The following is a 23,449-nucleotide window of genomic DNA, read 5'->3' on the forward strand; positions in this document are numbered from 1 at the left end:
AGGATGGCAAGTGAACGGAAGAATAGCACACCAAGAATAGAGTTTAGCGTTGTAACCGAGAATTACATTTCGGACTGGAGTTTCGGTCAGCGTTTTTTTGAGATGCTGATCGCTACAGACGCGCGTCTGACGCCCGAAAAGATTGGAAACTCCGACGATTTGATCGCCTATGGAGATATTTCCACCTTTAGGCCACTCTGGGGAAGGCGTGTCCGGTTGGAAGGACCATTTGGTCCTTCGGATGTCTTGTGGCCTGTTGCTTGGCACCGCAGCACCAAGCTTGAGAGCAATGGTAGGACAAGTTTTACCGATACAAGCAAGAAGGGGAACCTAATCCCCGGAGCTATTTCCTTATCGTCCGCATATGATGAGGCAACGGATTGGCTGCGATTTTTTAGAGAAATCTGCGAGCTTACGAAGGCGGCCGCGGGGTTTATACATATCCCGGCGCGATTCGAGAGGCGTGAAAATGGATATTCGCCTTATTATCCGGGCGCTGCCGGAAGTATCCTAAAGAAGCAATTGCCCAATATTGCCTGGGCAACCTTCTTTGGCCCTCCCTATTCTCATGAGGCCGATTTCGCGAAGCTTGCTGAAATTGGCTATCACGTTGAGGAGCTTGCTGGTGGCTACCTTCTGCTGATGAGCGACAACATCATGGATTCCTTCAACGATTTTCAGACCTTCTCTCGTCGGCGCATCGAACTAAAGAAGCACTTTAGGCCAGATTTGTTTCGTATCACCGAAGAAGCGCAAATGCCATGACGCGAAAGGAGCTGGCGAGCATAGACGCCATGAATTCACTTGAAATGACTGGCGCTCAGCGGCCCCGCCAATGTCGGTTGTAGCGAGAATCTAGCGGCTCAGTCGAGCGCCGGCTTTGCCGCGAACGGTGGCTACGGCAGTGACAGGTCTAACGGCAACTCGGTCACGCAGGTGATCTCGTCCGTTGGCGCCTCGAACAACATCACCTTCGTCTCCAAGAGCGACACGACGCTCAACAACACCGTCTTCTCCGCCGACACGATCGACGGCAATGTCGGCGGCGATTTTTCCATTTTCTCGACGCCGAACACCGGCAGCCAGTCGAACAGCTCGTCCTCGCTCGGCTTCTCCTTCACCGGGCCAACGATCGCCAACAGCAACGACGGCACGCAGTCTTTAACCACTGCCAATGCCGGCTCTGCGCTTGACGGCCTCACGCTTGGCGGCGTGCAGCCGGGCTTCGGCTCCGGCAAGGGCTCGACCAACTGGATCGATACGCCGGCCGGCCTCTATTCCACCGGCGATCAGAACATCACCGTCGGCAAGAACACCAACCTGACAGCGGCCGGCCTGATCTCCAGCGACGGCCAACTCAATCTCGATACCGGCACATTGACCTGGTCCGACTCGTCATAACCAGGATCTTCGGCCTCCCTAATCGACTTACCAATTCGCCCATAGGTTTGGAGAATGTGGTCTATCTCTCTCTGAGTTTCATCCTCATCGCCGCCCGTATATGGCCGGGAAGCCGGTAGTCGCCCGACGCCACGTCAGTCTGAAATCGATGTTGGTGAGGATCTGGGAGAGGGCCACACGCCTCACGTAAGCTACATAAATGGTGAGGAGTTTCCTTATGGAACGCCTGGCAGTGTCCGGCCGGACTTCATAGCAAACGACGGCAGCGCGGCCTTCGAGGTAAAGAACTACAATATCGCGACGAATTCGGACGGCCTTATCAACAATGTCGCAAAGCAGGCAATCCAGCGTTCGACCAACCTGCCAGAAGGTATGCAACAGCTGCTAATAATTGACACTCGCGGCCAAGCGGTGACAGACGCGCAAAAATCGGCGATTATTCAAGGCATTGTACAAAAATCAAACGGTATAATTAACCCAGGGGCTATATTGTTCAAATGAGGAAGGTTGGCTTTCATGGTGGCCATTCAATGTACGAGCTTGGCCCGGTTTCCGATGTCGTGTTGTTCTTCGACTGCATGAAGTCGCATGTGGAGCAGGTCCATCCAGAGTGCGATTGGAGTTTGCTGACAGATCGGTTATATCGTCGTTACATCGCACTTGAAGATCTCGATCCCGCAATCGTCCTGATGGAGCGCGCGCGACAAATTTTTACATTTGTACGAGCTGCCTCAGGTGTGGAATGGGATTCCAGTTTGGTCGGCAATCGAGAAAAGAGCTGGCTGAATCCCGATCAGTCGACATTAGCCGACGTGTTCAGCGAATATTTCGAATGCTTCGCGAAAGCGTCGGCGTCTGCAAAATCGTTTGAACACGACTTCCACATTTATAAGCCGGTAAAGACAATCATATCGGATTTGGCCGGCTTCCTGCGAGACGATCATAAATCGCTTGATGAATATGATGCTTTAGATGGCAAGCCGTTTTGGCTTCGCTGAGATATAACGATGAGCTACAATCTAATCCTTTATCTGCAGAATGCTAAGATTCCAACACCCTCAGCCTAGCGAGATTATATGTGTCGGGCGGGATTTCCGGTCGAACTTTGCAGGAATTTCGATCCTCGTTCGATGGCTGGCTTTCTTCCGGCTAAAGTGGACGGAGCAACTTCCGGCTTCGAGCACCACTACATGAACGCCTCAGGAAAGGAACTTACGGAGGGCAACTTCAGGGTAAGGGCGACCAGTTCAGTTTTGTTTTGTGCGTTTGACAGTTACCCTCAAAAGATGATTGCCGCGTTGGCCGCATCCAGTGCACTTGCGTCAATGGTGGATGGGTTGCTTGTTGATCCTCAATCAGGTGAGTAATTTCACAGCGTGGACGCAATACCTTGGGCTCTGTCAAGATTAGAGCGGCTGGAGTTGGCGAATGCAACATTCCGCAAAGAGAGTTAGCTAGCCCACGCTTTTATACTTGATACAGGGACAGGTTTAAAAAAAAGCATGGAGGAGACCCGTCGGCGTTCCCGGATTGAGGTCAATGAATATGAAGCAAAACGAAGGATATTGTCGCCTGGACCCGCGAGGGCTCTATCTGCGCCAAGGCAGCCGCCGTGCCCAGAAAGCACCGCCTTTCAGTTGGACAAAGGTTCGCAAAGGGGAATGGGGCGCGGTGGCGGTGCTGGATGATCTTGCTTGTATTGGGCGATGATCGGCTCGAGCTTCTCCTTGGGCCAGAACTGCGGCGAGCCGATCTCGCTGAGGCACGAGGCGTTCCAGTATGAGCCGTTTTTGGTCGGCGATTGGCCGGATGCTACGGCGTGCGCGACGGCACTGATATCGCGGGCCTCCGGATAGATGTAGATGGTTGTCGGGTTATCCTTGACCATTGACAGCACTTGCACCGCATCTTCCGGCGACCAGCTGGTGCAGCCGTCGCTGCGGCCGCCCGCATAGGTGACCAGTTTGCCGAAGGGGACATACCCTTCACGATTGGCGTAGGGGCTTTCCGGCTTTTTCTGCATGCATATTCCGGAGACGAGGGCCGCGGCATGTCCGCCGATGGCACGCTGCCTCGCGTTCGCAGTATCGCCAATGCCGTCGAACTGAACGAACGAGCGGGTTAGAACTGCGTCCTGATTGGTAGATGCACGATAATAGCCTTTGAAAGTCGTCTTGATCTCATTCGTCAGATAGGCGCCACCGGCCGTCAGATTGGAATCCATTGCGTTGCCGAAGTTTTTTGCACACTCCCGCCCGTTGGAAAAGTTGACGACCCCTGGCAGATTGCGGCCGCCGCCATGCCCTGCCGATATCACGCGGAAGGACTGTGCCGCCTCGCAGATCATGTAGAACCGGCCGCCCGCTGTTCCGTTAGGACGCGTGGCGTCCATCGCGAAATAGCATGCGTTTCTCACGCGTCCCTCTGCGACCTTCTGCAGGTAAAGTGCCCGAGCCCGCTCCAGCACGACTGGAGCAATCTGCCCGTTCCCTTCACCAACATATGCCGCCAGCCAGCCTGGAATGGCCGATGCATTGCTCGAGGCGAATGCCGGGCCTGCAGCGCAGAGCGATGCCGTCACGGCAGCGAAGCCGAGGTGTTTGAAAATGCTAAATTTTGGGCGCATGCGGTGTCCCCCCGAGACGTCGAGGCGCTCATCTGTATGATGCCGCTCGCGGTATCGGAATCGAAGTTGCCGAAAGGTTCTATTGCATTATCATTGTGCTTGAGCAATCGTTAACACTACGCTTCCAATCTTATCGCCCCCGCAATGCGCAAAATACTAAAGGCACCGGCAACCTGGAAAATGTTGTTGGTGTGGGCCGTGCCGGAGATTCAATCCCGCTGGTTTCAGCGGGTGGAGAGCGGCGGTGGCGGCGGCGGGGTGGTCGAGCCGGCGGCGAGTGAGCGTTGAACCATCACGGTATCGGCCCAGCGGCCGTAACGATAGGCGACTGCCGGCAAAAGGCCGACGCGAGCAAAGCCGAACCGTTCATGCAAAGCGAGCGAGGGGGCGTTATCGGCGTCGATATAGCCGATCATCTGCCGAAAACCGGCCGCCGCGCAGGCGTCGATCAACCCGCGCATAAGAAGGCTGCCGACACCCTGGCCGACATGGTCGTGATGCACATAGATCGAATGCTTGACGGTGTAAAGATAAGCCGGGCGTTTGCGGAACAACACCACGTAGGCATAGCCCACGACCTTTTCGCCTTCGACCGCGACTACATGCGGGAAGCGGCGGTCTTTCAAATTCTTGCGCCGCTCCCGCAGATCGTCCGGTTGCGGAGTGTCGCCATCGTCCACCCCAACCTCGATGCCGCGGCGAATATGACGGCGATAGATCGCCAACATGGCATCGACGTCGGTCTCCCGGGATGGGCGAATGACGATCATTTTCTCCTGCTTCATGACTGAACCTGAATTTCTAAGCCTATTCCGCGACGACGTAGGTATAAAGCCGGATGCGGCCTGATGCATCAATCTCGCGATAGAGCCCCTGGATCTCCACCTCAAATCCGGGAAAGGTGTTGAAGCAGGTTTCAAACATCTTGAGATAGTCGATCATTGGCATTGCCTGCTCCGTCAAGCGCTCGCCGGGTACGATGGTCGCGATACCCGGAGGGTAGACAACGAACGGTGTCGTGGCGATGCGGCCGGCGATGGCGTCGATCGGCAGATATTCCACATCGTTGCGAACCAGGCAGCGCGCGGCGTCATGGGGCGACATGGCCATTGGGGGCAAGTGGTCAGCAGAAAATTGCTTTGTCTGAAGCGCGCTGACATCGGCCTGGCGGAAGAAGTTGTGCATTTGCGCGCACAGATCGCGCAGGCGCACTCCCGCATAGCGGGCCGGGCGGAGACGATAGAACTCCGGGATCGCCTCCTCCAGCAGAGCATTATCGTCATGCAGTTTTTTGAAGGCGACGAGCCCGCTGATCAAGGTGCCGGCTTTGCTGGCCTCCACACCCGGAGTTAGCAAGAAGAGCAATGAATTGAGATCGTTCTTTTCCGCAACGATGCGGTTTTCGCGCAGATATTGCGCGACCACCGGCGCCGGTATGCCGTGCTCGGTATATGTTCCGCTCGCCCGGTCGAAGCCGGGGGTCAGCAGGGTGAGCTTGTTCGGATCGGTCATGGCGAATCCCGGCTCCATTGCCGAAAAGCCGTGCCATGCCGCGTCGGGCGTCAGGTGCCAGAAGGCGGGATTGGTGGCGAGCTGGTCGGTAGAGATGCTTTCCCAAGGCACCCTGTGCACCGCGCCGGGGCTCGACACATCCGGGATTGCCACCCGATCCGGCACGAAGGGCTCGAAGAACCAGCGGCGCTCGGGGCGATGCTCCTTCTCCTCGAATTCGCGGCGCACGGCGCGGATCTTCTTGCGCAGCTCGATGCCGAGGCGGATCGTATCGTCCCAAAGCACTTCGCCCGAGCGGCCCTTCATCATCTGCGCGCCGACGTCGAGCGAGGCAAACAGCGGATAGAAAGGCGAGGTCGAGGCGTGCTGCATGAAGCTTTCGTTGAAGCGACGGTGCTCCACGCGACGCTTCTGGCCGGCGATATGCCGGTCCTTCATGTGGATCTGCGAGGCCTGCGAGAAGCTTGCGAGTTGCTTGTGAGTGGATTGCGTTGCGATGATGCCAGGCGCATCGGGGCCGAGGTCGGAAAGACCCATGGCAAAGCGCCCGGCATAGAGCGGGTGAAACTTCATGAAGCCCGCCCACGCCTCGTCGAAGAGGATGTAGTCGCACAAGTGGCCGATGCGCTTGAGGATCATCTCGGCGTTGTGGATGGTGCCGTCATAGGTGCACTGTTCGACGACCGCGACGCGGAACGGACGCGGCTTCTTGTAGGCCTCCGGATCTTTCACCAGCGGATGCGTGCGGATGCGCTCGCGAAGTGCGCTTTCGTCCATAGTCGCAAAATCCATGGGACCGATCAGCCCATAGACGTTGCGGATGGTCGGCAAATAGACCGGAATACCGCCGGAGATCATCAGAGCGCCATGATGAGCGGCCTTGTGATTGTTGCGATCGAACAGCACGAGGTCGCCATCGGTGACTAGGGCGGAGAGGGCGACCTTGTTGGAAGTGGAGGTGCCGTTCAGCACGAAATAGGTCTTCTCGGCGCCGAAGATCTTCGCCGCTTCCTTCTGCGCGGCAAGCGCTGGTCCTTCGTGGGTCAGCAGGTCGCCGAGGTCGAGCACGGAATTGTCGAGATCGTCGCGAAACACCGCTTCGCCGAGATGCTCCATGAAGACCCGACCGATCGGGCTGCGACTGTAGAAGATGCCGCCATTGTGCCCAGGGCAGGTCCAAAGGTGGTTGCCTTCTTCGGCATAGTCGACCAGCGCACCGAAGAACGGCGTCTTTAGCGTCTCGGCATATTGCTTGAGCCGGCTGATGAGGCTCTTGGCTATAAAGGCGGGCGTTTCTTCCGACAGGAAGACATAACCGTCGATGAAATCGAGGACCTCCACCGGCACATCCTCGAAGCGCTTACGGCGGATCAACAGGATGATCGGGAATTCGAGGCCACGCCGGCGCATCAGATTGATGAGGGAAGCCGTTTTGCCCTCAAGCCCCTTTTTGCCCCAGTCGACCAGCATGCAGCCGATTGCGGCGTCCGTCTGTACGGCGATCTCCGCGTCTTCGAGATTGCGCGCACGCACCACCTCAAAGCCCGAGCGTTCGATCTCCTCGACGATCTGGTTGTAGCGGGCGCCCTCCAGATCATCGCTATCGAAAGCCGGCGTTGCGAACAGAAAGTTGAAACGTCTGAAATAATCCATTTGGGCGCCTCCTGATCCGATACGAGGTGTCGACGCGTTTCATGACATGGATGTGACAGAGTATCGGATGTTCGAAACATGCAGGAGTGATCAAGGCAATCGGTCGAGCAAGGTATTCATGGAATGTAGTTGTGCTCCGTATCCAGCCAGGATGGGTCTTCGGTGTACATTTCGTCGATGAGTTTCCGGACGAGGTCGATGTATGGGGAGCTGTCGCCGGCCCTCTGGTTGAGGATAATGGGTGAGGTCGCATCCTTTTCCTCCAGCAGCCTGTAGTGGACGTCCGAGCGCATCTGCCGCGCGGAGGCGGGCACGAGGCATAGACCTGCATCCGCCGCGACGAGCCCGAGGGCCGTCTGGATCTCCCGCACTTCCTGAATCTCCGCCGGCCGTGCGTCATGGCCATGCAGCAGGCTCAGCACGTGGTCGGCATAGCTGGGGCGCGGCTCCTTCGGATAGACGATGATCTTCTGGTTCGCCAAAGCGGCGACGGGGAGGGGAGCGCTGCTTTCGGAGAGCGGCGTGCCCTTGGGGATGGCGACAACCAGCCGCTCCTCGCGCAGCACGATGCCGGTGACATTGGGGTCGCTATGGCGCAGCCGCCCGAAACCGATGTCTATGCGGCCCTCTTTCAGGGCAGGGATCTGCTGCACCGAGACCATTTCTAGGAGCTGGATGTCGAGTTCCGGCGCGTGGCGGCGCAGCTTGCGGACCAGCGAAGGCAGACCGCCGTAAAGAGTGGAGGCAACGAAGCCGATGGCGAACACGCTGTTCTGGTTCAGTCCCACGCGGCGGGTCGCGTCGCGCATCTGGTCGACCCGGCCGAGAACCTGGAGGGATTGTTCGTAGAAAAGCCGTCCCGCATCGGTTAGCCGCACAGGCCGGCTCTTCCGGATGAGCAGGGCCACGCCAAGTTCCTCCTCCAGCAATTGGATCTGTCGGCTCAAGGGAGGCTGTGCGATATGCAGGATCTCCGCCGCGCGGGTGAAATTGCGCTCGCGCGCGATTGCCACGAAATAGCGGAGCTGGCGAAGATCCATCCTTTCCCCCTGTTTGAAAGGCTATAACTCTACCATCGCAGGTATGTTGCGCTGCGGTAAGTACAAATTAACTCGATATTTTTCCGATACTATATCATAAAGGTATCATATCCAACGCAAATGGTGTTGGACGGACTACCACGGCTGCCGCAAGATCGTGGCATGAACACAGCTATTGCCCCCATCGCTCCGATCGCAACCATCGTACCCGTCGTCGAACGGATTGAGACGCTGCTTGTCGATCTGCCGACCATTCGCCCGCACAAGCTTTCCGTGACGACGATGAAAGGCCAGACCCTGATGCTGGTCAAAGTTCACTGCAGCGACGGCATCGTTGGCATCGGTGAGGGAACGACGATTGGCGGGCTCTCCTATGGCGGAGAAAGCCCGGAGGGTATGAAGCTCGCCATCGACAGCTATTTCCAGCCCGTGATGATCGGCCAAGACGCGACCCGCATCCAGGTCCTGATGGCGCGCATCGACAAGAGGATCAAGGAAAACCGCTTCGCCAAATGCGCCATCGAGACGGCATTGCTCGATGCGCATGGCAAGCGTCTCGGTCTGCCCGTCAGTGAACTGCTGGGAGGGCGCGTGCGTAGCAGATTGCCCGTCGCATGGACGCTGGCTTCCGGCGATACTGCGACGGATATAGCCGAGGCGGAGAAGATGCTCGACCTTCGCCGACACAAGATTTTCAAATTGAAGATCGGCGCCAAGACGCCGCGCGAGGATATCGCGCATGTCGCCGCGATCAAACGCGCTCTCGGCGAACGCGGGGCGGTTCGTGTCGACGTCAACATGGCTTGGAGCGAAACCGAGGCCGCATATGCAATGGCCGCCCTTGCTGAGGCCGGCTGCGAACTGGTGGAGCAGCCCGTCGCCTCGGCTGCCGCGCTGGCAAGGCTCGTGCGTCGCTTCCCTATCGCCCTGATGGCCGATGAATCCTTGCAGGGTCCGGAGACCGCCTTTGAGCTTGCACGCGTTAGCGGCGCGGATGTCTTCGCAATCAAGATCGAGCAGAGCGGCGGCCTCTTTAATGCGCAGCGTGTCGCAGCGATCGCCGATGCAGCCGGGATCGAGCTCTACGGCGGCACCATGCTCGAAGGCGCCTTTGGTACAGCCGCATCGGCCCATGTCTTTTCCACGTTCGCCAACCTGCAATGGGGTACGGAGCTCTTCGGCCCACTTCTGTTGACAGAGGAAATCCTGGCGACGCCGCTCGACTACAGCGACTTCGAACTGACCGTTCCGGATGGGCCGGGGCTCGGTATCGAACTGGATGAGGAGCGCGTGGCCTTTTTCGCCCGCAACGGGCAACGCAAGACGATCAGCGTCGCGGAGTGAGGATAGTCCCATGCTTTTCCATGTACGGATGGATGTAAACATTCCCAACGATCTGCCCCCCGCGGAGGCGACCGACATCATTGCGAGGGAAAAAGCCTATTCGCAGGAACTGCAGCGCAGCGGCAAGTGGCGGCACATCTGGCGGATCGCCGGCGCCTACGCAAACTACAGCATTTTCGACGTGAAGGACAATGCGGAGCTGCATGAGATTCTCTCCGGCCTGCCGCTGTTCAAGTTCATGCATATCGAGGTGACGCCGCTCCTGCGGCATCCATCCTCGATCCGCGACGACGACAGCTGACGTCGCCGCTGACGGCGCCTCCGGGAGGAGGGTCCGTGCTGGTTTTCGAAGCAACCCGAATGGAGGATTGAAATGAGCGTGAAGATTTTCAAAAGACCGGACATCCAGGCTTTCCTGGAGGTTGTAAGCGGGCTCGACAAGGACGGCGGCAATCCGCGCGTCAAGCAGATTGTTCACCGGGTCATGTCGGACCTTTTCAGAACCATCGACGATCTCGACGTCACACCCGACGAATACTGGACGGCCATCGCCTGGCTCAACGAGATCGGCGCCACCGGGCAGGCCGGCCTCATCTCGCCCGGCCTCGGCCTCGACCATTTTCTCGATGAACGCCTGGACGCGATCGATGCGGAACTCGGCATCGACAACCCGACCCCGCGCACGATCGAGGGGCCCCTCTACGTCGCCGGTGCGCCGGTATCGCGCGGCTTTGCCCGCCTCGACGACGGCACCGATGCCAATGGCCACACGCTGATCATGCATGGCACGGTCTACGGCGCCGATGGCAAGCCGCTGCCGGGCGCCACCGTCGAAGTCTGGCACTGTGACACCCGCGGGTTCTATTCACATTTCGACCCGACCGGAAAACAGGCACCCTTCAACATGCGCCGCACGATCGTCGCCGACGAGAAGGGCGGGTACAAATTCCAGAGTATCGTTCCGCATGGCTACGGTGTGCCCCCGGGCAGTCCGACGGAAAAGTTGCTGTCGGCCCTCGGCCGTCACGGTCAGCGCCCGGCGCATATCCATTTCTTTATCAGCGGCCACGGCCACCGGAAGCTGACGACGCAGATCAACATCGAAGGCGATCCGCTGGTCAACGACGATTTCGCCTATGCGACCCGCGATGGCCTTGTTCCGGCCGTTGTCGAGCGGACCGATGCGGCGGGCATCGCAGCCAATGGCCTCGCGGGCCCCTTTGCCGAGATCGTTTTCGACATCCATCTGACCGCGCTCATTGACGGCGTCGACAACCAGATCAACGAACAGCGCAAGCGCGCGGCTGCCTGACAAAGGCGACACTGGCGGCCCGGATGGGCCGCCCACCATCCCATTATCGACATCGTTGCAAGGGGCACGTGCCTCTTGCGGAAGGAAAATCATGTCCGCGATTATCGAAAAAGCCCGTAGCCTCGACCACCTGCTCGACACGGCCGTGCAAGACGACAAGGAAGCAGGCCTATTCCGATGCCGCCGCGACATCTTCACCGATGAAGACCTGTTCGCGCTTGAGATGAAGCATATCTTCGAGAGCAACTGGGTTTATCTGGCGCATGAAAGCCAGATTCCGGAAAACAACGACTATTACACCACCTATATCGGCCGCCAGCCCGTCGTCATCACCCGCGACAAGACAGGCGAACTCCATGCCGTGATCAATGCGTGCGCCCATCGTGGGGCGATGCTCTGCCGCCGCAAGCACGGCAACAAGGGCAGCTTCACCTGTCCCTTCCACGGCTGGACGTTTTCAAATACGGGCAAGCTACTGAAGGTGAAGGACGAGAAGACGACGCAATATCCTGAGCAGTTCGCAAAGGACGGTTCGCATGACCTGACGCGCGTCCCTCGCTTCGAAAGTTATCGCGGCTTCCTGTTCGGCAGCCTGAAGGGGGACGTGCCGTCCCTCCAAGAGTTTCTCGGCGAGGCCAGAGTCATCATCGATCAGGTCGTAGACCAGGCGCCGAATGGGCTCGAAGTTCTGAGAGGCAATTCGTCCTACGTCTACGACGGCAACTGGAAGCTCCAGATGGAAAATGGCTGCGACGGCTACCACGTCTCGTCCGTGCACTGGAACTACGCCGCCACCATGGGGCGGCGCAACGAGGAGGGCACGAAGGCGGTGGACGCCAATTCGTGGAGCAAGTCCGTCGCCGGTGTCTACGGGTTCGAAAACGGCCATATCCTGCTTTGGACCAAAACCATGAACCCGGAGGTCCGCCCCGTCTACGGCAAACGGGAGGAGATCAAGGCGCGCGTCGGCGAGGTGAAGGCGGATTTCATCGTCAACCAGACCCGCAACCTCTGTGTCTATCCCAACCTCTTCCTTATGGACCAGTTCAGTACGCAGATCCGTGTGACGCGTCCGATCAGCGTCGACAAGACCGAGGTCAGCATTTTCTGTTTCGCTCCAAAGGGCGAGAGCGAACAGGATCGCACCCTGCGCATCCGCCAGTACGAAGACTTCTTCAACGTTTCCGGCATGGGAACCGCGGACGATCTGGAAGAGTTCCGCGCCTGCCAGGCCGGTTATGCCGGCGCCACTGCGCCGTGGAACGATCTGTCGCGCGGCGCACCATTGTGGATCGACGGCCCCGATGACAACGCCAAAAAAATGGGTCTCAAGCCGCTGCTCTCGGGCGAGCGCAGCGAGGACGAGGGGCTTTTCGTTCGCCAGCACGAGTATTGGGCGACGGTCATGCGCAAAGCGCTTGCCGCCGAAAGGAAGGGAGCTATCAGATGAGCATCTCCTATGAGGCCGCTTGCACCTTCCTCTATCGCGAGGCGCGCCTCCTCGACGACCGCGAATGGGACGAATGGCTGACCTGCTATGCGCCTGACGTCGCCTACTGGATGCCGGCCTGGGATGACGACGATCAGCTGACCGAAGATCCGCAATCGCAGATCTCGCTCATCTACTATCCGAGCCGAGATGGCCTCGAGGATCGCGTCTTCCGCATCAAGACTGAGCGTTCGGGCGCTTCGACGCCGGAGCCACGCACCAGTCACAATGTCTCGAATGTCGAGGTTTTGGCGGACAGGGGCGAGGAGGTGGACGTGCGCTACAATTTCCACACGCTCAACCACCGCTACAAGGTCACCGACCACTTCTTCGGAACCATGTTCGTCACCCTGCGAAAAAGCGGCGATCAGCTGCTGATCTCGCAGAAAAAGATCGTGCTGAAGAACGACTACATCCGCCAGGTCATCGACGTCTATCACGTGTGACAGGTGTCAGCCGAAGGAAAGGAACGCAACAGGAGGATTCCATGGCCAGCTACAGGATCGCTTTGAATTTCGAGGACGGCGTCACGCGTTTCGTGGAATGCAATGAGGGCGAAAAAGTGCTCGACGCCGCCTTCCGCAACAAGATCAACCTGCCGATGGACTGTTCCGACGGCGTCTGCGGGACCTGCAAGTGCCGCGCTGAAAGCGGCGCTTACGACCTCGGGGACGACTTTATCGACGATGCACTGACGGCAGACGAGGCTGCGAACGGCCTAGTGCTGACCTGTCAGATGAAGCCGTCGAGCGACTGCGTCATCGCGGTGCCGACGACATCCGGCGCCTGCAAGACCGGACAGCAGAAACTCACCGCCACGGTAGCAGGTGTGGTCGCCCATAACGATGTGGCGATCGTGCTCGAGTTTGATGTGGAAGCGGCCGCTGCACCGGCCTTTTTGCCGGGCCAATATGTCAATATCGGCGTGCCGGGCAGTGGTCAGAGCCGCTCCTATTCCTTCAGTTCGGCGCCGGGCGAACAACGCATCGGCTTCCTGATCAAGAAGATCCCGGGCGGCCTGATGAGCACCTGGTTGGAGCGCGCCGAGGTCGGGACGAAACTTGAGCTGACAGGGCCGCTCGGCAGCTTTTACCTGCGCGAGGTCCAGAGACCTTTGCTTTTCCTCGCCGGCGGCACTGGTCTTGCGCCGTTTCTGTCGATGCTCGAAGTGCTGGCCCAGTCAAATTCGCAGCAGAAGGTGCACCTCATCTATGGCGTCACCCGCGACCTGGATCTGGTGCTGGTCGACGAGATCGAGGCCTATACCAAGCGGCTTGCCAATTTCACCTATAACACCGTCGTGGCTGAAGAAGCCTCCAGCCATCCGCGCAAGGGCTGGGTAACCCAGCATATGCCGCCGGAGGCGCTCAACGGCGGCAATGTCGACGTCTATCTCTGTGGCCCGCCGGCCATGGTGGATGCGGTGCGCAAATATTTCGATGACAACGGGGTGACGCCCAACAGCTTCCACTACGAGAAGTTCACGCCCAATGCGGTGGTGAGGGAGGCGGCATGACCACGGCTCGCTTCGAGGGTCGATTTGCCGGCAAGGTGCTAGTCGTCACCGGCGCCGCCCAGGGCATCGGTCGCGCCGTTGCGCTGCGCGCCGCTCGGGAAGGCGGCAAGGTGTTGCTTGTCGACCGCGCAGATTTCGTCGCGGAGGTGGCGACGGAGGCGGGCCGGGATGAGGCCGCCGCCTTCCAAGGCGATCTCGAAACAGCCGAGGGGGCGGCAGCCGCGATGCGCTATGCCACCGAGAGGTTCGGTGGTATCGATATCCTGATCAACAATGTCGGTGGCGCCATCCGCATGCGCCCTTACGCGGAATTCGAACCGACGCAGATCGACGCGGAAATCCGCCGCTCGCTGATGCCGACACTCTATTGTTGCCACGCCGTGCTGCCGCATCTCTTCGCGCGCGGCGGCGGCACCATCGTCAATGTGTCCTCGAATGCTACCCGCGGTATTCACCGCGTGCCGTATTCGGCGGCGAAGGGCGGCGTCAATGCCATCACCCAATCGCTGGCGATGGAGCTGGCGGAGCGCAACATCCGCGTAGTGGCGACCGCACCTGGCGGCACCGAGGCGCCGCCGCGCCGTATCCCGCGCAACGCCGAAGGCGACTCCGATGCCGAGAAGGCGTGGATGTGCGAGGTCGTCAGTCAAGTGAAGCAGTCGAGCTTCATGAAGCGCTACGGCAGCGTCGAGGAGCAGGCGGCGCCGATCCTGTTCCTGGCCTCGGATGAGGCTTCCTACATCACCGGCAGTGTATTGCCCGTTGCCGGCGGCGATCTCGGCTGACTGCTTCAACGCGCGACGACTATTGGAACTTGAACATTGCCCTGCCTAGAATTGCCCAGCCATCGCCTTCATTACCGCATCGATGGCGACCAAAGTGCCGAGAGAGATGCGCCATGGCTGCTATTCTGCAATTCGCTCGGCACCGACCTCTCCATGTGGGACGCGCAAGCGCTGGAGCTCTCGCGCCATTTCCGCGTGCTGCGATATGATCGCCGCGGCCATGGCCGGTCGTCGGCTCCACCCCCGCCCTATACGTTGGCCGACCTTGGTCGTGATGCGATCGCGTTGCTGGATGCTTTGGAGATCAACCGTACACATTTCTGCGGGCTATCGATCGGCGGCCTGACTGGACAATGGCTGGGCATCCACGCAGGCGAACGTCTCGACAAGATCGTCCTTTGCGCCACGGCGACACGTATCGGCACGCCTGAGAGCTGGGCCGCGCGCATCGAGTCCGTCCGGGAGGATGGTCTGGATTCCCTCCGGGCCGCGACAGCCAAACGCTGGTTCAGTTCGACCTTCGAGGCCAGCGAGCCGTCCGTCGTCAGCGGCGTGCTCGATCGCTTTGTCGCCACATCGACCGACGGCTACATTGGTTGTTGTGCCGCGTTGGCTGGCGCGGATCTGAGTGGCGATCTAAAGCGGATCGCCAATCCCGTGCTTGCCATTTCTGGCGACGAGGATTCGGTGTGCCCGCGCGCCGACCTCGCGGCCATCGCCACAAGCGTCCAGCAGGGGCAGCATCGGTCTTTGCCTGGCCGGCACATCTTCAACATCGAGTCCGCCTCGGCGTTCACCGCCACGCTTCTGGAATTTCTCCGCTCCTAGCTGTGTAGAGCGAAAGCGCGAGGGACGTCATGCCCGCGCGATCTTGCGTGCGAGGGTGAGAAATCCGAAGAGGTGTGGGGAGCGGTTGTCGCGGCGATAGTTCAGGGAAAGCTGGGTTCCGGGATTGCAGCCCTCGTAGTGGCGGTAGATCACGCCAGGACGCTCGTTCTGCGCCACCGATTCCGGGACGACGGAGATGCCGACGCCGACCGAGACAAGGCTGATCGCCGTCAGATAGTCTTGCGCCATCACCTGCGAGGCCGGAATGAAGCCATCGGTCCTGCAGACATCGAGAACATAGTCCGCATAGCTCGGCCGGGGCCGCCGTGGAAAGAGAACGAAGGTCGCGCCCTTGAGGTCAGCCAGCTTTAAGGTGCCGAGGTGATCGGAATAGGTATCCGGAAGCGCCAGTATTAACGGCTCCTTCGTCAGCGTTTCGGATTTGAGCTCTGCGTCATCGAGAGACGGGCGCGCCACCGCGATATCGATTTCCCGCTGGATCAGCGCCCGCTTCAATTCCGCATTGTTCATGGCCGACAAAGCCAGTTCGATATCAGGGTGGGCCGCACGGAATGCCTTGATGATATTGGGTAGGACCCCGAATGTCGCCGTGCCGACGAAAGCAATCCGCAGGCGGCCCGCAATGCCCTGGCCGATCCGCATGACCTCGCGTTCTGTCTGGTCGAGACGCTCGAGGATCTCTCTGGCGCGCTCCAGAAGCAGCTCGCCGGCCTGGGTGAGCCTGATCTGGCTGCGGCTGCGGTCGAAAAGGACGGCGCCGATTTCCTTCTCGAATTGGGCGATCTGGCGGCTCAAGGGGGGCTGGGCAATTCCAAGTCGTGCGGATGCGCGCCCGAAATGAAGCTCCTCCGCCACTGCCAGGAAATAGCTCAGCCGTTTGAAATCCATCGCAGTCCGTCAGCATACATCAATTCCGTCTGCGAGATGCGCATAAGTTCCAGTGCGTCCTGGAAATAAGGTCTGAAGGCGGTCGTTTTCTCGCTCATGGGAAAATGCCCGAGTACCTTCATGACGACAAGCGCGGCACTGGGTGTTCGCTTGAGGGTTACGGCCATATCGTCGAGCCAGCGGCGCGTCTCGCTTGGAGCTTTCTGCATGACATACCTCAAACCTTGCGCGTCATGAAGCGTACCTTGTCCTCGTCCAGCGCGATGCCGAGACCGGGGCCAGTCGGTACATGAATTTCGTATTCCTCGAAAACCAGCGGCGTGGCGACCAGATCGTCGACGAGGATGCGGGGACCGAAATGCTCGCTGCCCCATTCGAGCTTCGGCAGTGTGGAAAAGACCGCCATATGGGCGGCCGCGCCGATGCTGCTTTCGAGCAGGCAGCCGCCGTAGAGTTCGATGCCGAATGCCTGCGCGATGCCGGCCGCCCGCTTGAGTTCCAGCAGCCCGCCGCTCTTGACGAGTTTCAGGGAATACACGCTGCCGCAGGCCTGGGTCGCGACGCTTGCCAGCTCCGAATTGGTGAAGGCCGCTTCGTCGATGAGAAGCGGAATATGCGTGCGGGCGGCGACGCGGGCCATGGTTTCGCGCTGGCTTGCAGGCACAGGCTGTTCGATGAGGACGACGCCGAGTTCTTCCAGCGCCGGGAAAAGCCGGATGCAGATCGCTTCCGTCCAGGCTTGGTTGACGTCGACGATCAGCTTCACGTCATCGCCGAGCCCAGCACGCAGATGCTGCAGGCGCCGGATATCGGCGTCGGGCGAATTGAAGCCGAGCTTGATTTTGAAGTCCCGGTGCTGCCGGAGGCGAAGCTTCTCGCGGGCCTCCTCCAGTTCCTGCGCCGCATCGCCGGAGGCGAGCGCCCAGATGACGCCGATCCGGTCGCGAACCCGCCCACCGAGCAGGGCGCTGACGGGCAGGCCGAGCGTATGGCCAATAGCGTCGAACAGGGCAGACTCCACCGCAGCCTTGGCGGCGAAGTTTCGCGTGGCAGCTTTTGCCATGCGCACGGCGTTGGCCTCGAAGAGCATGGCGTTCTGGCCGACGAGGGCCGGGCCGAGGTAGTTTTGGATAGCGGCCTGGATCGACTCCACGCTTTCCTCGGCCCAACGCGGTCCACCAAGCGTGGATGCTTCGCCGATACCGGTCACGCCGTTTTCGAGTTGGACGCGGACGAGGACGAAGCCCTGATGGGCGATCTCGGTATTCGAAAGCTTGTGCCGGCGAACGGTCGGGGCCTCGATGATGCTCGCCGAGATCGACCTTATTCGCGTATCGCTGGCGGAGTCCGCCGGCCTGTCACGATCGGATATTGTATCAGCCATAGCGGGGCACCGTTCTCGGTTGTTTTTCTGAATTGATCCGCCCCGGAGCGTGCCGCATGTGCATCTGGGCGGATCGATAATTGTGGTTATATCAGCGGCCTATTCGGCTGCGACGGTCATCGCCTCGGAGTTCGGCTTGAGCTTAGTGCGGCGATCACCACGTCCGAAATGTTCTGCTGGGTAACGTTTCGCATTTTCTCCTCCTTGTAATGCGTCGGGAACGTCCCTGCGGACGTCACCACATGAGTTCGGTCTCGAGTTGCAACATGCTGGCCGGGGCCTTGCTGGTGTTTTCGAGCGCGCCGAACTTACCCTTGAAGAAGAGCACGGGCTCGACGTTATCGTTTCTGATGAGCGTCCTGACATGGCCGAGAAAGATCGTGTGGTCGCCGGCGATGATCTCGTCGTAGACGCTCGCGGAAAATGTCGCGACTGCGCCACGGATCACCGGCAGGTCGTCCAGCGTGTCGAACAGATCGTGCAGATCCGCATTCGGCTTGCCGGCGAAATGCCAGGCGATGGCGTCCATCCCAGAGGCAAGGACACTCACCGCGAAACGCCCCGACTTCTGGATCTTTCCCAGCATCCGCGCCTTTTCGGCGATGGAGATCGCTATCAGCGGTGGATCAAGCGAGATCGACATGAATGCGTTGGCTGTCATCCCGTGATCGTGGCCGTCGCAATGGGTGGTGATGACGTTCACCCCGGTCGCGAACGCGCCGCAGGCATCGCGGAACACGCGTGGCTCAGGCGTAGACATGACATCCTCCGTTATCATGGGATCGTTGAACGGGCAGGAGGCTGGACCATCCTTCCAACCGTTCGGCTTCGCTGAAGCGCCCCGCAGCTTTCAAGGCGCGGATGCGGGTACTCGACACGATCTCACCAGCCTCGCAGCAGACGGCCGGAAATATCTTCGTGTCGAAATAGCTGGCAAGCAGATCGGGATTTCCGCTTTTGCAAGCGCCGAACCGGAAGTCGGCGCCGATCCAGATCACCTGTGGAGCCAGCCGGTTTACCTCCCCAATGAAGTCCGCTGCCGTGCGGGCCCGATACGCCGTGTCGAAACGGGCGACAATGATGTAGTCGGGATCCAGGGTGCTGATCCGGGCCACTTTGTACTCGATCGACGTCAACGGTCGGACGCCGCACAGCAGGGCCTTGGGAGGCGGGTCGAACGTATAGACTACCGAAGGGACACCAAGGGTCCGCGCACTACGCACGGCTGTCCTGATCAGGGCTTGATGGCCGCTATGAACGCCATCGAAAGCCCCGATCGTCAGGGCTGATGCGGACAGTCTCAGTACGTTATCGTCATGAACGAGCGTCTGAATGCAGGGGCGATGATCCATGGTCTCCTCCCATGTTCGCTATCGGCGGCACGGTCCTCCGGTGCGTTCGACGAAGCTAATCTACCGCCGGATAGGGGCCTGCTGCGATACCCGATCCGGTATCGCATGATACCTATCATTCGCTCGTCGTCGGGGCATAGTTTTCGCCTACGGAAAGGGGAAGAGGATCCTTTTCTGATCGAGACGCCGGCTTGCAGACCTCTTGTCCGGCTAACTGGAGGAGTAAACAGACATGCATACCCTGGCTACCAAACCCGGCCTGGACTCGCACCCCACGACGACCGACGCCTATACGGGCGCGGAATTCCTGGAGAGCATCCAGGACGGCCGCGAGATCTACATCTACGGCGAGCGCGTCAAGAACGTCACAGAGCATCCGGCGTTCCGCAACTCGGCACGCATGGTCGCCCGCTGGTACGACCGCTTTCATGAAAAGAAGACCGAGATCGGCGTGCCGACGGATACCGGTTCGGGCAAACTTACGCATCCCTTCTTCCTTGGCTCCAAGACGGCCGAGGACCTGATCAAGTCGCGGGACGCGATCGCCGAGCTGCAGAAGGTCTCCTACGGATGGATGGGGCGTTCGCCCGATTACAAAGCATCCTTCCTCGGAACGCTCGGAGCGAACTCCGCCTTCTACGGCGAATATGCAGAAAATGCGCGCAACTGGTATGCCCGCACGCAGGAGCGTCTCGACTACTGGAACCACGCGATCGTCAACCCGCCCATCGACCGCGACCGGTCGATCGAGGAAGTACGCGACGTCTTCATGCATGTCGACAAGGAGACGGACAAGGGATTGATCGTGTCCGGCGCCAAGGTCGTCGCGACCGGCTCGGCACTTACGCATTACAATTTCATCGCCCACTACGGCATCCCGATCAAAGACAAGTCCTTCGCGCTCATCTTCACGGCGCCGATGGATTCACCCGGCGTCAAGCTGATCGCCCGCGCCTCTTACGAATTCAACGCCGCGGCGACCGGCTCGCCCTTCGACTACCCGCTTTCGAGCCGTCTGGACGAGAACGACTCCATTCTTGTCTTCGACAAGGTTCTGGTGCCGTGGGAGAACATCTTCATCTACGGTGATGTCGACAAGATCAATCAGTTCTTCCCAGGCTCCGGCTTCGTACCGCGCTTCACGCTGCATGGCCTTACCCGCCTGTCGGTCAAGCTCGATTTCATCGCCGGCCTGTTCTCCATGGCCGTCGAGGCGACGGGCTCGAAGGATTTCCGCGGCGTCCAGACCGGCGTGGGCGAAGTTATCGCTTGGCGCAATACTTTCCACGCGCTCGGAGATGCGATGGTGAAATCGCCGGTCTCGTGGCAGGGCACCGACGGGTTCAACCTGCCGAACCTCAATGCCGGGCTCGCCTACCGTGTGCTGGCGCCGATGGCCTATCCGCGTATCAAGGAGCTGATCGAGCGGCATGTCGCGAGCGGTCTCATTTATCTGCCGTCGAGCGCCGCGGATTTCGAGAGCGAGGCGATCCGTCCCTATCTCGACCGTTTCGTGCGCGGCTCGAACGGTTATGTGGCTCTGGATCGCGTCAAGCTGCTGAAACTGCTGTGGGATGCCATCGGCACCGAGTTCGGCGGCCGCCACGAGCTTTACGAGCGCAACTATGCGGGCAATTACGAGAATCTCAGAATCGAAACCCTGATGGCGGCGGCCGCCACCGGCGATCTCGCCTCAATGCAGTCTATGGTCAAGGACTGCATGAGCGAATACGACCTTTCCGGCTGGACGGGTTCCGACCTGATCAATCCTGATGATATCAGCCTCGTTGGCCGCGGCACCGTTCAGGCTGCCTGAGGATTTCCGACAAACGAGAAAGACCGCCGCTATCCGCGGCGGTCTTTTCTTTTGCCGCGATGCTGCGGCGATTCAGATCGCGTCGTGGGTGCCCATGGCACCATGCGCCGAAATCGATTGCTCAGGGGCGTTGAATACCGAAGTGGTCAGGAGAACAGCGACGCCGAGGACGCCGTAGTACCATGCGTCGATGCCTGTGAAACCGAACACAGCGACTGCAGCAAGGAACACTACTCCAACCGCCCGGTCGATCCAAAGGTGGATCGGATAGGGGATTATTTTGATGAGGCCGGTCGGATGGTCGGTCAGTATCGGCAATATGAGCGCCGCAACACCTGTGATTACGGAAAGCCACATGGCGACTGGACCGCTGTGACCGAGCTTCAAAACGAACGGCGCAACTAAAAGGATAATCGCTACGGGATAGTCGATGAGATAGGCGTGAATGGATTTAGTGACGAAGCGGAGCATGGCAGGTCCTCCAGGCGCGGTTGACAGGTTTGATCGAATTCGCACCGCTGAGATACTGGCAGTCGTGGAGCCTAGACCAACTTAGTCCTTCGGCTTGCTCTCCCGAGCGCCAGATATATCGAGTGCGGTACTCGTTGAAATTAGTCTTCTGCCGAATGGATTAGAAATGCCCACTTGTTATCGATTTCATTCCGCCATCCCGCCACGCTCGAGCCCACCCGCTCATTGATCCGCAACCTCAAAGGCGGCCGACGTTCGGCGAAGGGTCTCCGTTTCGATGATGCCATTCCGATCTTCCGGGGTAGGCTGGCAGCCGGAAGAGCGGAGGTCGTCTTGGGAAAGGCGCGATCCGTTAGGCGACGCGGTGCCCGGCCGCACTTAGGAAGTCAACTGCGGCCGCGGCGTCGCGGCTCCGCACGAGAAAATAGTTCCCGTTGAAAGTGGAGACCGCGAGCACGCCGATGCCGTTTTCCGACACTGGCTTCACGACCGAGAGTACGCCGGTCTCCCCGAACACGAACGGACCGGCCACCTTGAAACAGGCCCAGTCGCCCTCGCTCCTTACGTTCCCGGGCACGCGCTCCCTCATGCAGATCACCGACAATTCGTCTTCGCCACGGCTTATGCTGACGAAGCCCTCACCGTCCCCCCAGGAGGGGATCGGCGCGAGCACTGGGAGCCGAGCGATCGTGTATTCCCCAAACAGTTTCTTCAGCTCAACTGGAGCCACACCGAAATCCTTTCGTCGTGTCGACGACATAAGCCGTTCCCCGCTATAAAACACTGTCCCTACGCAACTCGTGCGTCCGGAAATCCAAAAGGCGTGTCTCGAACGCGGTATTGTGCTGGTCCGACATGCTCTTTAACTGCTCCAGCGGGCGTCGCGGTTATCTACCCGTTGGCACGAGCCGGAGCCGACTGCTGTTCTATCTGATCAGCTGGCTTTACCAGCGAACCTCGGTCGCCCTGACGGCAAACCTGGCCCGGCCGGGCCAGACCGATCCATGTCTAGTTGCGAGGACAAAAGATCGCTCATGCGGTTACGCATGGAAGGATGTGGCTCCGCTTTCCAATTCAAGGAGTAGCGATGTCAGTCGCGCGATTTCGTCCTCGTGCTCCGCCACCCGTCGCGCGATGAGAGTCTCGTCCTGTCCGGCAGCCGCCAATTCCCTCAACTGTCGCAAGCCGTCTCGCGCAATGGAGATTCGCTCTTCGATCTGAGTTATCGCGTCGGTGACGTCGCTCATTGTCGGTCCTTCAGTTGACTATTTAAGCTCGGGACAAGCTACGCTCGCCCGAGTCTTTTTGAGAGCGGCCCCGAGCTCCACCTCTGTGACCGGGGCCAGCGAGCGAAGAGCATGGCGGCCATGGTCGGCCCGCAATATCCACCTTACGAAGTGCCGGGTGGGGTCGGCAGCCGTTTTAACCGGCCGACGCTGCGGCGGATCGCAGCGCCGGCACTCAAGTGGCAGCCGCAAGATATTATTGCACCTGCGAAACCAGGGTATCCATCCGCTTTTTGGCCAAGGGGGGCAATTTCGCCTGCTGCGCTGAGGCCTGGTTCACCGGTGTGTTGCCGACCTCAATCAGGCCGACCATTCCCATTCCAAAATGAGGCATACAGCGATAGCCGTAGAGCCCGGGTTGCTGAAAAGTTACATCCACGGCGTGGGAAATGGCGCCCTTCAGCGGCGCTGCTCCGTCCGGAAGCATGCCGGGTATCGTATCGACATTGTGCCCTTTATCGACTGGCATGAAATGCACCGTGTCGCCCGGCTGAATATGCAGGAAAGCGGGCTCGAACGTCATCGCCTGTCCATCACTGCCCTTGTTCAACATTTTGACCTCGTACTCGGCGGCTCGGGCTCCTGCAGGAATGAAGATCGAGAGCGCCAGAAGCACGGTGACACTGAGGTTTTTCATTTTCGGTTCCTTCGTTGCTGGGGTGGATAAATATGACTTGCTGAGGGGGTGAGGCGTTGCGGGATCGATCAGAACACCGCTGACAAAT

25 protein-coding genes are annotated in these 23,449 nt (G+C 59.5%); 12 read left to right on the top strand and 13 right to left on the bottom strand.

Annotated features, from left to right (window positions below; translation table 11 throughout):
- The first annotated feature begins 3 nt into the window (after positions 1-3).
- From PY649_RS18960 to PY649_RS18970, 3 genes are all read left to right on the top strand, one after another.
- Positions 4-765, top strand: a complete 762-nt coding sequence (locus tag PY649_RS18960) for a hypothetical protein (protein WP_285870156.1) — start codon at positions 4-6, stop codon at positions 763-765.
- Positions 766-813: 48 nt separating this feature from the next.
- Positions 814-1,401: a hemagglutinin repeat-containing protein gene (locus tag PY649_RS18965; protein WP_285870191.1), complete on the top strand. Its 588-nt coding sequence runs from the start codon at positions 814-816 to the stop codon at positions 1,399-1,401.
- A 530-nt stretch (positions 1,402-1,931) separates the two neighbouring features.
- On the top strand, positions 1,932-2,399 hold the full coding sequence (locus tag PY649_RS18970; protein ID WP_285870157.1) for a hypothetical protein: 468 nt from the start codon (positions 1,932-1,934) through the stop codon (positions 2,397-2,399).
- Positions 2,400-3,034: 635 nt separating this feature from the next.
- Here PY649_RS18970 and PY649_RS18975 read toward each other — a convergent pair.
- From PY649_RS18975 to PY649_RS18990, 4 genes are all read right to left on the bottom strand, one after another.
- Positions 3,035-4,027 carry a hypothetical protein gene (locus tag PY649_RS18975; protein WP_285870159.1) on the bottom strand — a complete coding sequence of 331 codons (993 nt, stop codon included), beginning with the start codon at positions 4,025-4,027 and terminating at the stop codon, positions 3,035-3,037.
- A 224-nt stretch (positions 4,028-4,251) separates the two neighbouring features.
- Positions 4,252-4,812 (bottom strand): GNAT family N-acetyltransferase, encoded by a 561-nt coding sequence (locus PY649_RS18980; protein ID WP_285870161.1) that lies wholly within the window; start codon positions 4,810-4,812, stop codon positions 4,252-4,254.
- A 22-nt stretch (positions 4,813-4,834) separates the two neighbouring features.
- Positions 4,835-7,192 carry an Orn/Lys/Arg family decarboxylase gene (locus tag PY649_RS18985; protein ID WP_285870163.1) on the bottom strand — a complete coding sequence of 786 codons (2,358 nt, stop codon included), beginning with the start codon at positions 7,190-7,192 and terminating at the stop codon, positions 4,835-4,837.
- Between the two features lie 116 nt (positions 7,193-7,308).
- A complete protein-coding gene (locus PY649_RS18990) occupies positions 7,309-8,232 on the bottom strand; it encodes a LysR family transcriptional regulator (RefSeq protein ID WP_285870164.1) in 924 nt (307 codons plus the stop codon).
- Positions 8,233-8,394: 162 nt separating this feature from the next.
- Between PY649_RS18990 and PY649_RS18995 the strand changes: the two genes are divergently transcribed.
- The 8 genes from PY649_RS18995 (at position 8,395) to pcaD (ending at position 15,506) form a co-directional block, all read left to right on the top strand.
- A complete protein-coding gene (locus PY649_RS18995) occupies positions 8,395-9,576 on the top strand; it encodes a muconate/chloromuconate family cycloisomerase (protein ID WP_285870165.1) in 1,182 nt (393 codons plus the stop codon).
- 10 nt (positions 9,577-9,586) lie between these two features.
- Complete coding sequence (gene catC / locus PY649_RS19000) at positions 9,587-9,877, top strand: muconolactone Delta-isomerase (protein ID WP_285870166.1); 291 nt, start codon at positions 9,587-9,589, stop codon at positions 9,875-9,877.
- Between the two features lie 72 nt (positions 9,878-9,949).
- Positions 9,950-10,888, top strand: a complete 939-nt coding sequence (gene catA, locus PY649_RS19005; RefSeq protein WP_285870167.1) for a catechol 1,2-dioxygenase — start codon at positions 9,950-9,952, stop codon at positions 10,886-10,888.
- Between the two features lie 91 nt (positions 10,889-10,979).
- Positions 10,980-12,338: a Rieske 2Fe-2S domain-containing protein gene (locus PY649_RS19010; protein ID WP_285870168.1), complete on the top strand. Its 1,359-nt coding sequence runs from the start codon at positions 10,980-10,982 to the stop codon at positions 12,336-12,338.
- The gene (benB, locus tag PY649_RS19015) at positions 12,335-12,823 is read left to right on the top strand and encodes a benzoate 1,2-dioxygenase small subunit (RefSeq protein WP_285870169.1); all 489 of its coding nucleotides are present in this window, start codon (positions 12,335-12,337) and stop codon (positions 12,821-12,823) included. The genes PY649_RS19010 and benB overlap by 4 nt, the downstream gene beginning before the upstream one ends.
- A 41-nt stretch (positions 12,824-12,864) precedes the next feature.
- Positions 12,865-13,893 (top strand): benzoate 1,2-dioxygenase electron transfer component BenC, encoded by a 1,029-nt coding sequence (gene benC / locus PY649_RS19020; protein WP_285870170.1) that lies wholly within the window; start codon positions 12,865-12,867, stop codon positions 13,891-13,893.
- The gene (gene benD / locus PY649_RS19025; protein ID WP_285870171.1) at positions 13,890-14,678 is read left to right on the top strand and encodes a benzoate diol dehydrogenase BenD; all 789 of its coding nucleotides are present in this window, start codon (positions 13,890-13,892) and stop codon (positions 14,676-14,678) included. Before benC ends, benD begins: the two co-directional genes overlap by 4 nt.
- Before the next feature lie 36 nt (positions 14,679-14,714).
- Entirely contained in the window at positions 14,715-15,506 is a 792-nt protein-coding gene (gene pcaD / locus PY649_RS19030) for a 3-oxoadipate enol-lactonase (protein ID WP_285870172.1), read from the top strand.
- A gap of 27 nt (positions 15,507-15,533) precedes the next feature.
- On the opposite strand, the gene PY649_RS19035 is transcribed toward pcaD, so the two are convergent.
- The 5 genes from PY649_RS19035 to PY649_RS19055 form a co-directional block, all read right to left on the bottom strand.
- The gene (locus tag PY649_RS19035) at positions 15,534-16,415 is read right to left on the bottom strand and encodes a LysR family transcriptional regulator (protein ID WP_285870173.1); all 882 of its coding nucleotides are present in this window, start codon (positions 16,413-16,415) and stop codon (positions 15,534-15,536) included.
- Positions 16,397-16,624 carry a hypothetical protein gene (locus PY649_RS19040; protein WP_285870174.1) on the bottom strand — a complete coding sequence of 76 codons (228 nt, stop codon included), beginning with the start codon at positions 16,622-16,624 and terminating at the stop codon, positions 16,397-16,399. The genes PY649_RS19035 and PY649_RS19040 overlap by 19 nt, the downstream gene beginning before the upstream one ends.
- Before the next feature lie 8 nt (positions 16,625-16,632).
- A complete protein-coding gene (locus PY649_RS19045) occupies positions 16,633-17,799 on the bottom strand; it encodes a muconate/chloromuconate family cycloisomerase (protein ID WP_285870175.1) in 1,167 nt (388 codons plus the stop codon).
- Between the two features lie 235 nt (positions 17,800-18,034).
- A complete protein-coding gene (locus tag PY649_RS19050) occupies positions 18,035-18,559 on the bottom strand; it encodes a flavin reductase family protein (RefSeq protein ID WP_285870176.1) in 525 nt (174 codons plus the stop codon).
- Positions 18,546-19,151 (bottom strand): FAD synthetase family protein, encoded by a 606-nt coding sequence (locus PY649_RS19055; protein WP_285870177.1) that lies wholly within the window; start codon positions 19,149-19,151, stop codon positions 18,546-18,548. The genes PY649_RS19050 and PY649_RS19055 overlap by 14 nt, the downstream gene beginning before the upstream one ends.
- 232 nt (positions 19,152-19,383) lie before the next feature.
- Between PY649_RS19055 and PY649_RS19060 the strand changes: the two genes are divergently transcribed.
- Complete coding sequence (locus PY649_RS19060; RefSeq protein ID WP_285870178.1) at positions 19,384-20,967, top strand: 4-hydroxyphenylacetate 3-hydroxylase N-terminal domain-containing protein; 1,584 nt, start codon at positions 19,384-19,386, stop codon at positions 20,965-20,967.
- A 72-nt stretch (positions 20,968-21,039) separates the two neighbouring features.
- On the opposite strand, the gene PY649_RS19065 is transcribed toward PY649_RS19060, so the two are convergent.
- The 4 genes from PY649_RS19065 to PY649_RS19080 all read right to left on the bottom strand — a co-directional run bounded on the left by PY649_RS19065 (position 21,040) and on the right by PY649_RS19080 (position 23,361).
- Positions 21,040-21,438, bottom strand: a complete 399-nt coding sequence (locus tag PY649_RS19065) for an SPW repeat domain-containing protein (RefSeq protein ID WP_285870179.1) — start codon at positions 21,436-21,438, stop codon at positions 21,040-21,042.
- Positions 21,439-21,790: 352 nt separating this feature from the next.
- Positions 21,791-22,198, bottom strand: coding sequence for an ACT domain-containing protein (locus PY649_RS19070; protein ID WP_285870180.1), 408 nt, complete (start codon positions 22,196-22,198; stop codon positions 21,791-21,793).
- Positions 22,199-22,478: 280 nt separating this feature from the next.
- On the bottom strand, positions 22,479-22,685 hold the full coding sequence (locus tag PY649_RS19075; RefSeq protein ID WP_285870181.1) for a hypothetical protein: 207 nt from the start codon (positions 22,683-22,685) through the stop codon (positions 22,479-22,481).
- A gap of 235 nt (positions 22,686-22,920) precedes the next feature.
- Positions 22,921-23,361 (bottom strand): pseudoazurin, encoded by a 441-nt coding sequence (locus PY649_RS19080; RefSeq protein WP_285870182.1) that lies wholly within the window; start codon positions 23,359-23,361, stop codon positions 22,921-22,923.
- Positions 23,362-23,449 lie beyond the last annotated feature (88 nt).

Origin of the sequence: Rhizobium mayense (assembly GCF_030272705.1) — a bacterium.
GTDB classification, from domain to species: domain Bacteria; phylum Pseudomonadota; class Alphaproteobacteria; order Rhizobiales; family Rhizobiaceae; genus Rhizobium; species Rhizobium mayense.

Excerpts from the sequence above, each read along its gene's own strand:
- PY649_RS18960 (WP_285870156.1), top strand. The coding sequence starts at position 4 with ATGGCAAGTGAACGGAAGAATAGCACACCAAGAATAGAGTTTAGCGTT.
- PY649_RS18970 (WP_285870157.1), top strand. The coding sequence starts at position 1,932 with ATGTACGAGCTTGGCCCGGTTTCCGATGTCGTGTTGTTCTTCGACTGC.
- PY649_RS18975 (WP_285870159.1), bottom strand. The coding sequence starts at position 4,027 with ATGCGCCCAAAATTTAGCATTTTCAAACACCTCGGCTTCGCTGCCGTG.
- PY649_RS18980 (WP_285870161.1), bottom strand. The coding sequence starts at position 4,812 with ATGAAGCAGGAGAAAATGATCGTCATTCGCCCATCCCGGGAGACCGAC.
- PY649_RS18985 (WP_285870163.1), bottom strand. The coding sequence starts at position 7,192 with ATGGATTATTTCAGACGTTTCAACTTTCTGTTCGCAACGCCGGCTTTC.
- PY649_RS18990 (WP_285870164.1), bottom strand. The coding sequence starts at position 8,232 with ATGGATCTTCGCCAGCTCCGCTATTTCGTGGCAATCGCGCGCGAGCGC.
- PY649_RS18995 (WP_285870165.1), top strand. The coding sequence starts at position 8,395 with ATGAACACAGCTATTGCCCCCATCGCTCCGATCGCAACCATCGTACCC.
- catC (WP_285870166.1), top strand. The coding sequence starts at position 9,587 with ATGCTTTTCCATGTACGGATGGATGTAAACATTCCCAACGATCTGCCC.
- catA (WP_285870167.1), top strand. The coding sequence starts at position 9,950 with ATGAGCGTGAAGATTTTCAAAAGACCGGACATCCAGGCTTTCCTGGAG.
- PY649_RS19010 (WP_285870168.1), top strand. The coding sequence starts at position 10,980 with ATGTCCGCGATTATCGAAAAAGCCCGTAGCCTCGACCACCTGCTCGAC.
- benB (WP_285870169.1), top strand. The coding sequence starts at position 12,335 with ATGAGCATCTCCTATGAGGCCGCTTGCACCTTCCTCTATCGCGAGGCG.
- benC (WP_285870170.1), top strand. The coding sequence starts at position 12,865 with ATGGCCAGCTACAGGATCGCTTTGAATTTCGAGGACGGCGTCACGCGT.
- benD (WP_285870171.1), top strand. The coding sequence starts at position 13,890 with ATGACCACGGCTCGCTTCGAGGGTCGATTTGCCGGCAAGGTGCTAGTC.
- PY649_RS19035 (WP_285870173.1), bottom strand. The coding sequence starts at position 16,415 with ATGGATTTCAAACGGCTGAGCTATTTCCTGGCAGTGGCGGAGGAGCTT.
- PY649_RS19040 (WP_285870174.1), bottom strand. The coding sequence starts at position 16,624 with ATGCAGAAAGCTCCAAGCGAGACGCGCCGCTGGCTCGACGATATGGCC.
- PY649_RS19045 (WP_285870175.1), bottom strand. The coding sequence starts at position 17,799 with ATGGCTGATACAATATCCGATCGTGACAGGCCGGCGGACTCCGCCAGC.
- PY649_RS19050 (WP_285870176.1), bottom strand. The coding sequence starts at position 18,559 with ATGTCTACGCCTGAGCCACGCGTGTTCCGCGATGCCTGCGGCGCGTTC.
- PY649_RS19055 (WP_285870177.1), bottom strand. The coding sequence starts at position 19,151 with ATGGATCATCGCCCCTGCATTCAGACGCTCGTTCATGACGATAACGTA.
- PY649_RS19060 (WP_285870178.1), top strand. The coding sequence starts at position 19,384 with ATGCATACCCTGGCTACCAAACCCGGCCTGGACTCGCACCCCACGACG.
- PY649_RS19065 (WP_285870179.1), bottom strand. The coding sequence starts at position 21,438 with ATGCTCCGCTTCGTCACTAAATCCATTCACGCCTATCTCATCGACTAT.
- PY649_RS19070 (WP_285870180.1), bottom strand. The coding sequence starts at position 22,198 with ATGTCGTCGACACGACGAAAGGATTTCGGTGTGGCTCCAGTTGAGCTG.
- PY649_RS19075 (WP_285870181.1), bottom strand. The coding sequence starts at position 22,685 with ATGAGCGACGTCACCGACGCGATAACTCAGATCGAAGAGCGAATCTCC.
- PY649_RS19080 (WP_285870182.1), bottom strand. The coding sequence starts at position 23,361 with ATGAAAAACCTCAGTGTCACCGTGCTTCTGGCGCTCTCGATCTTCATT.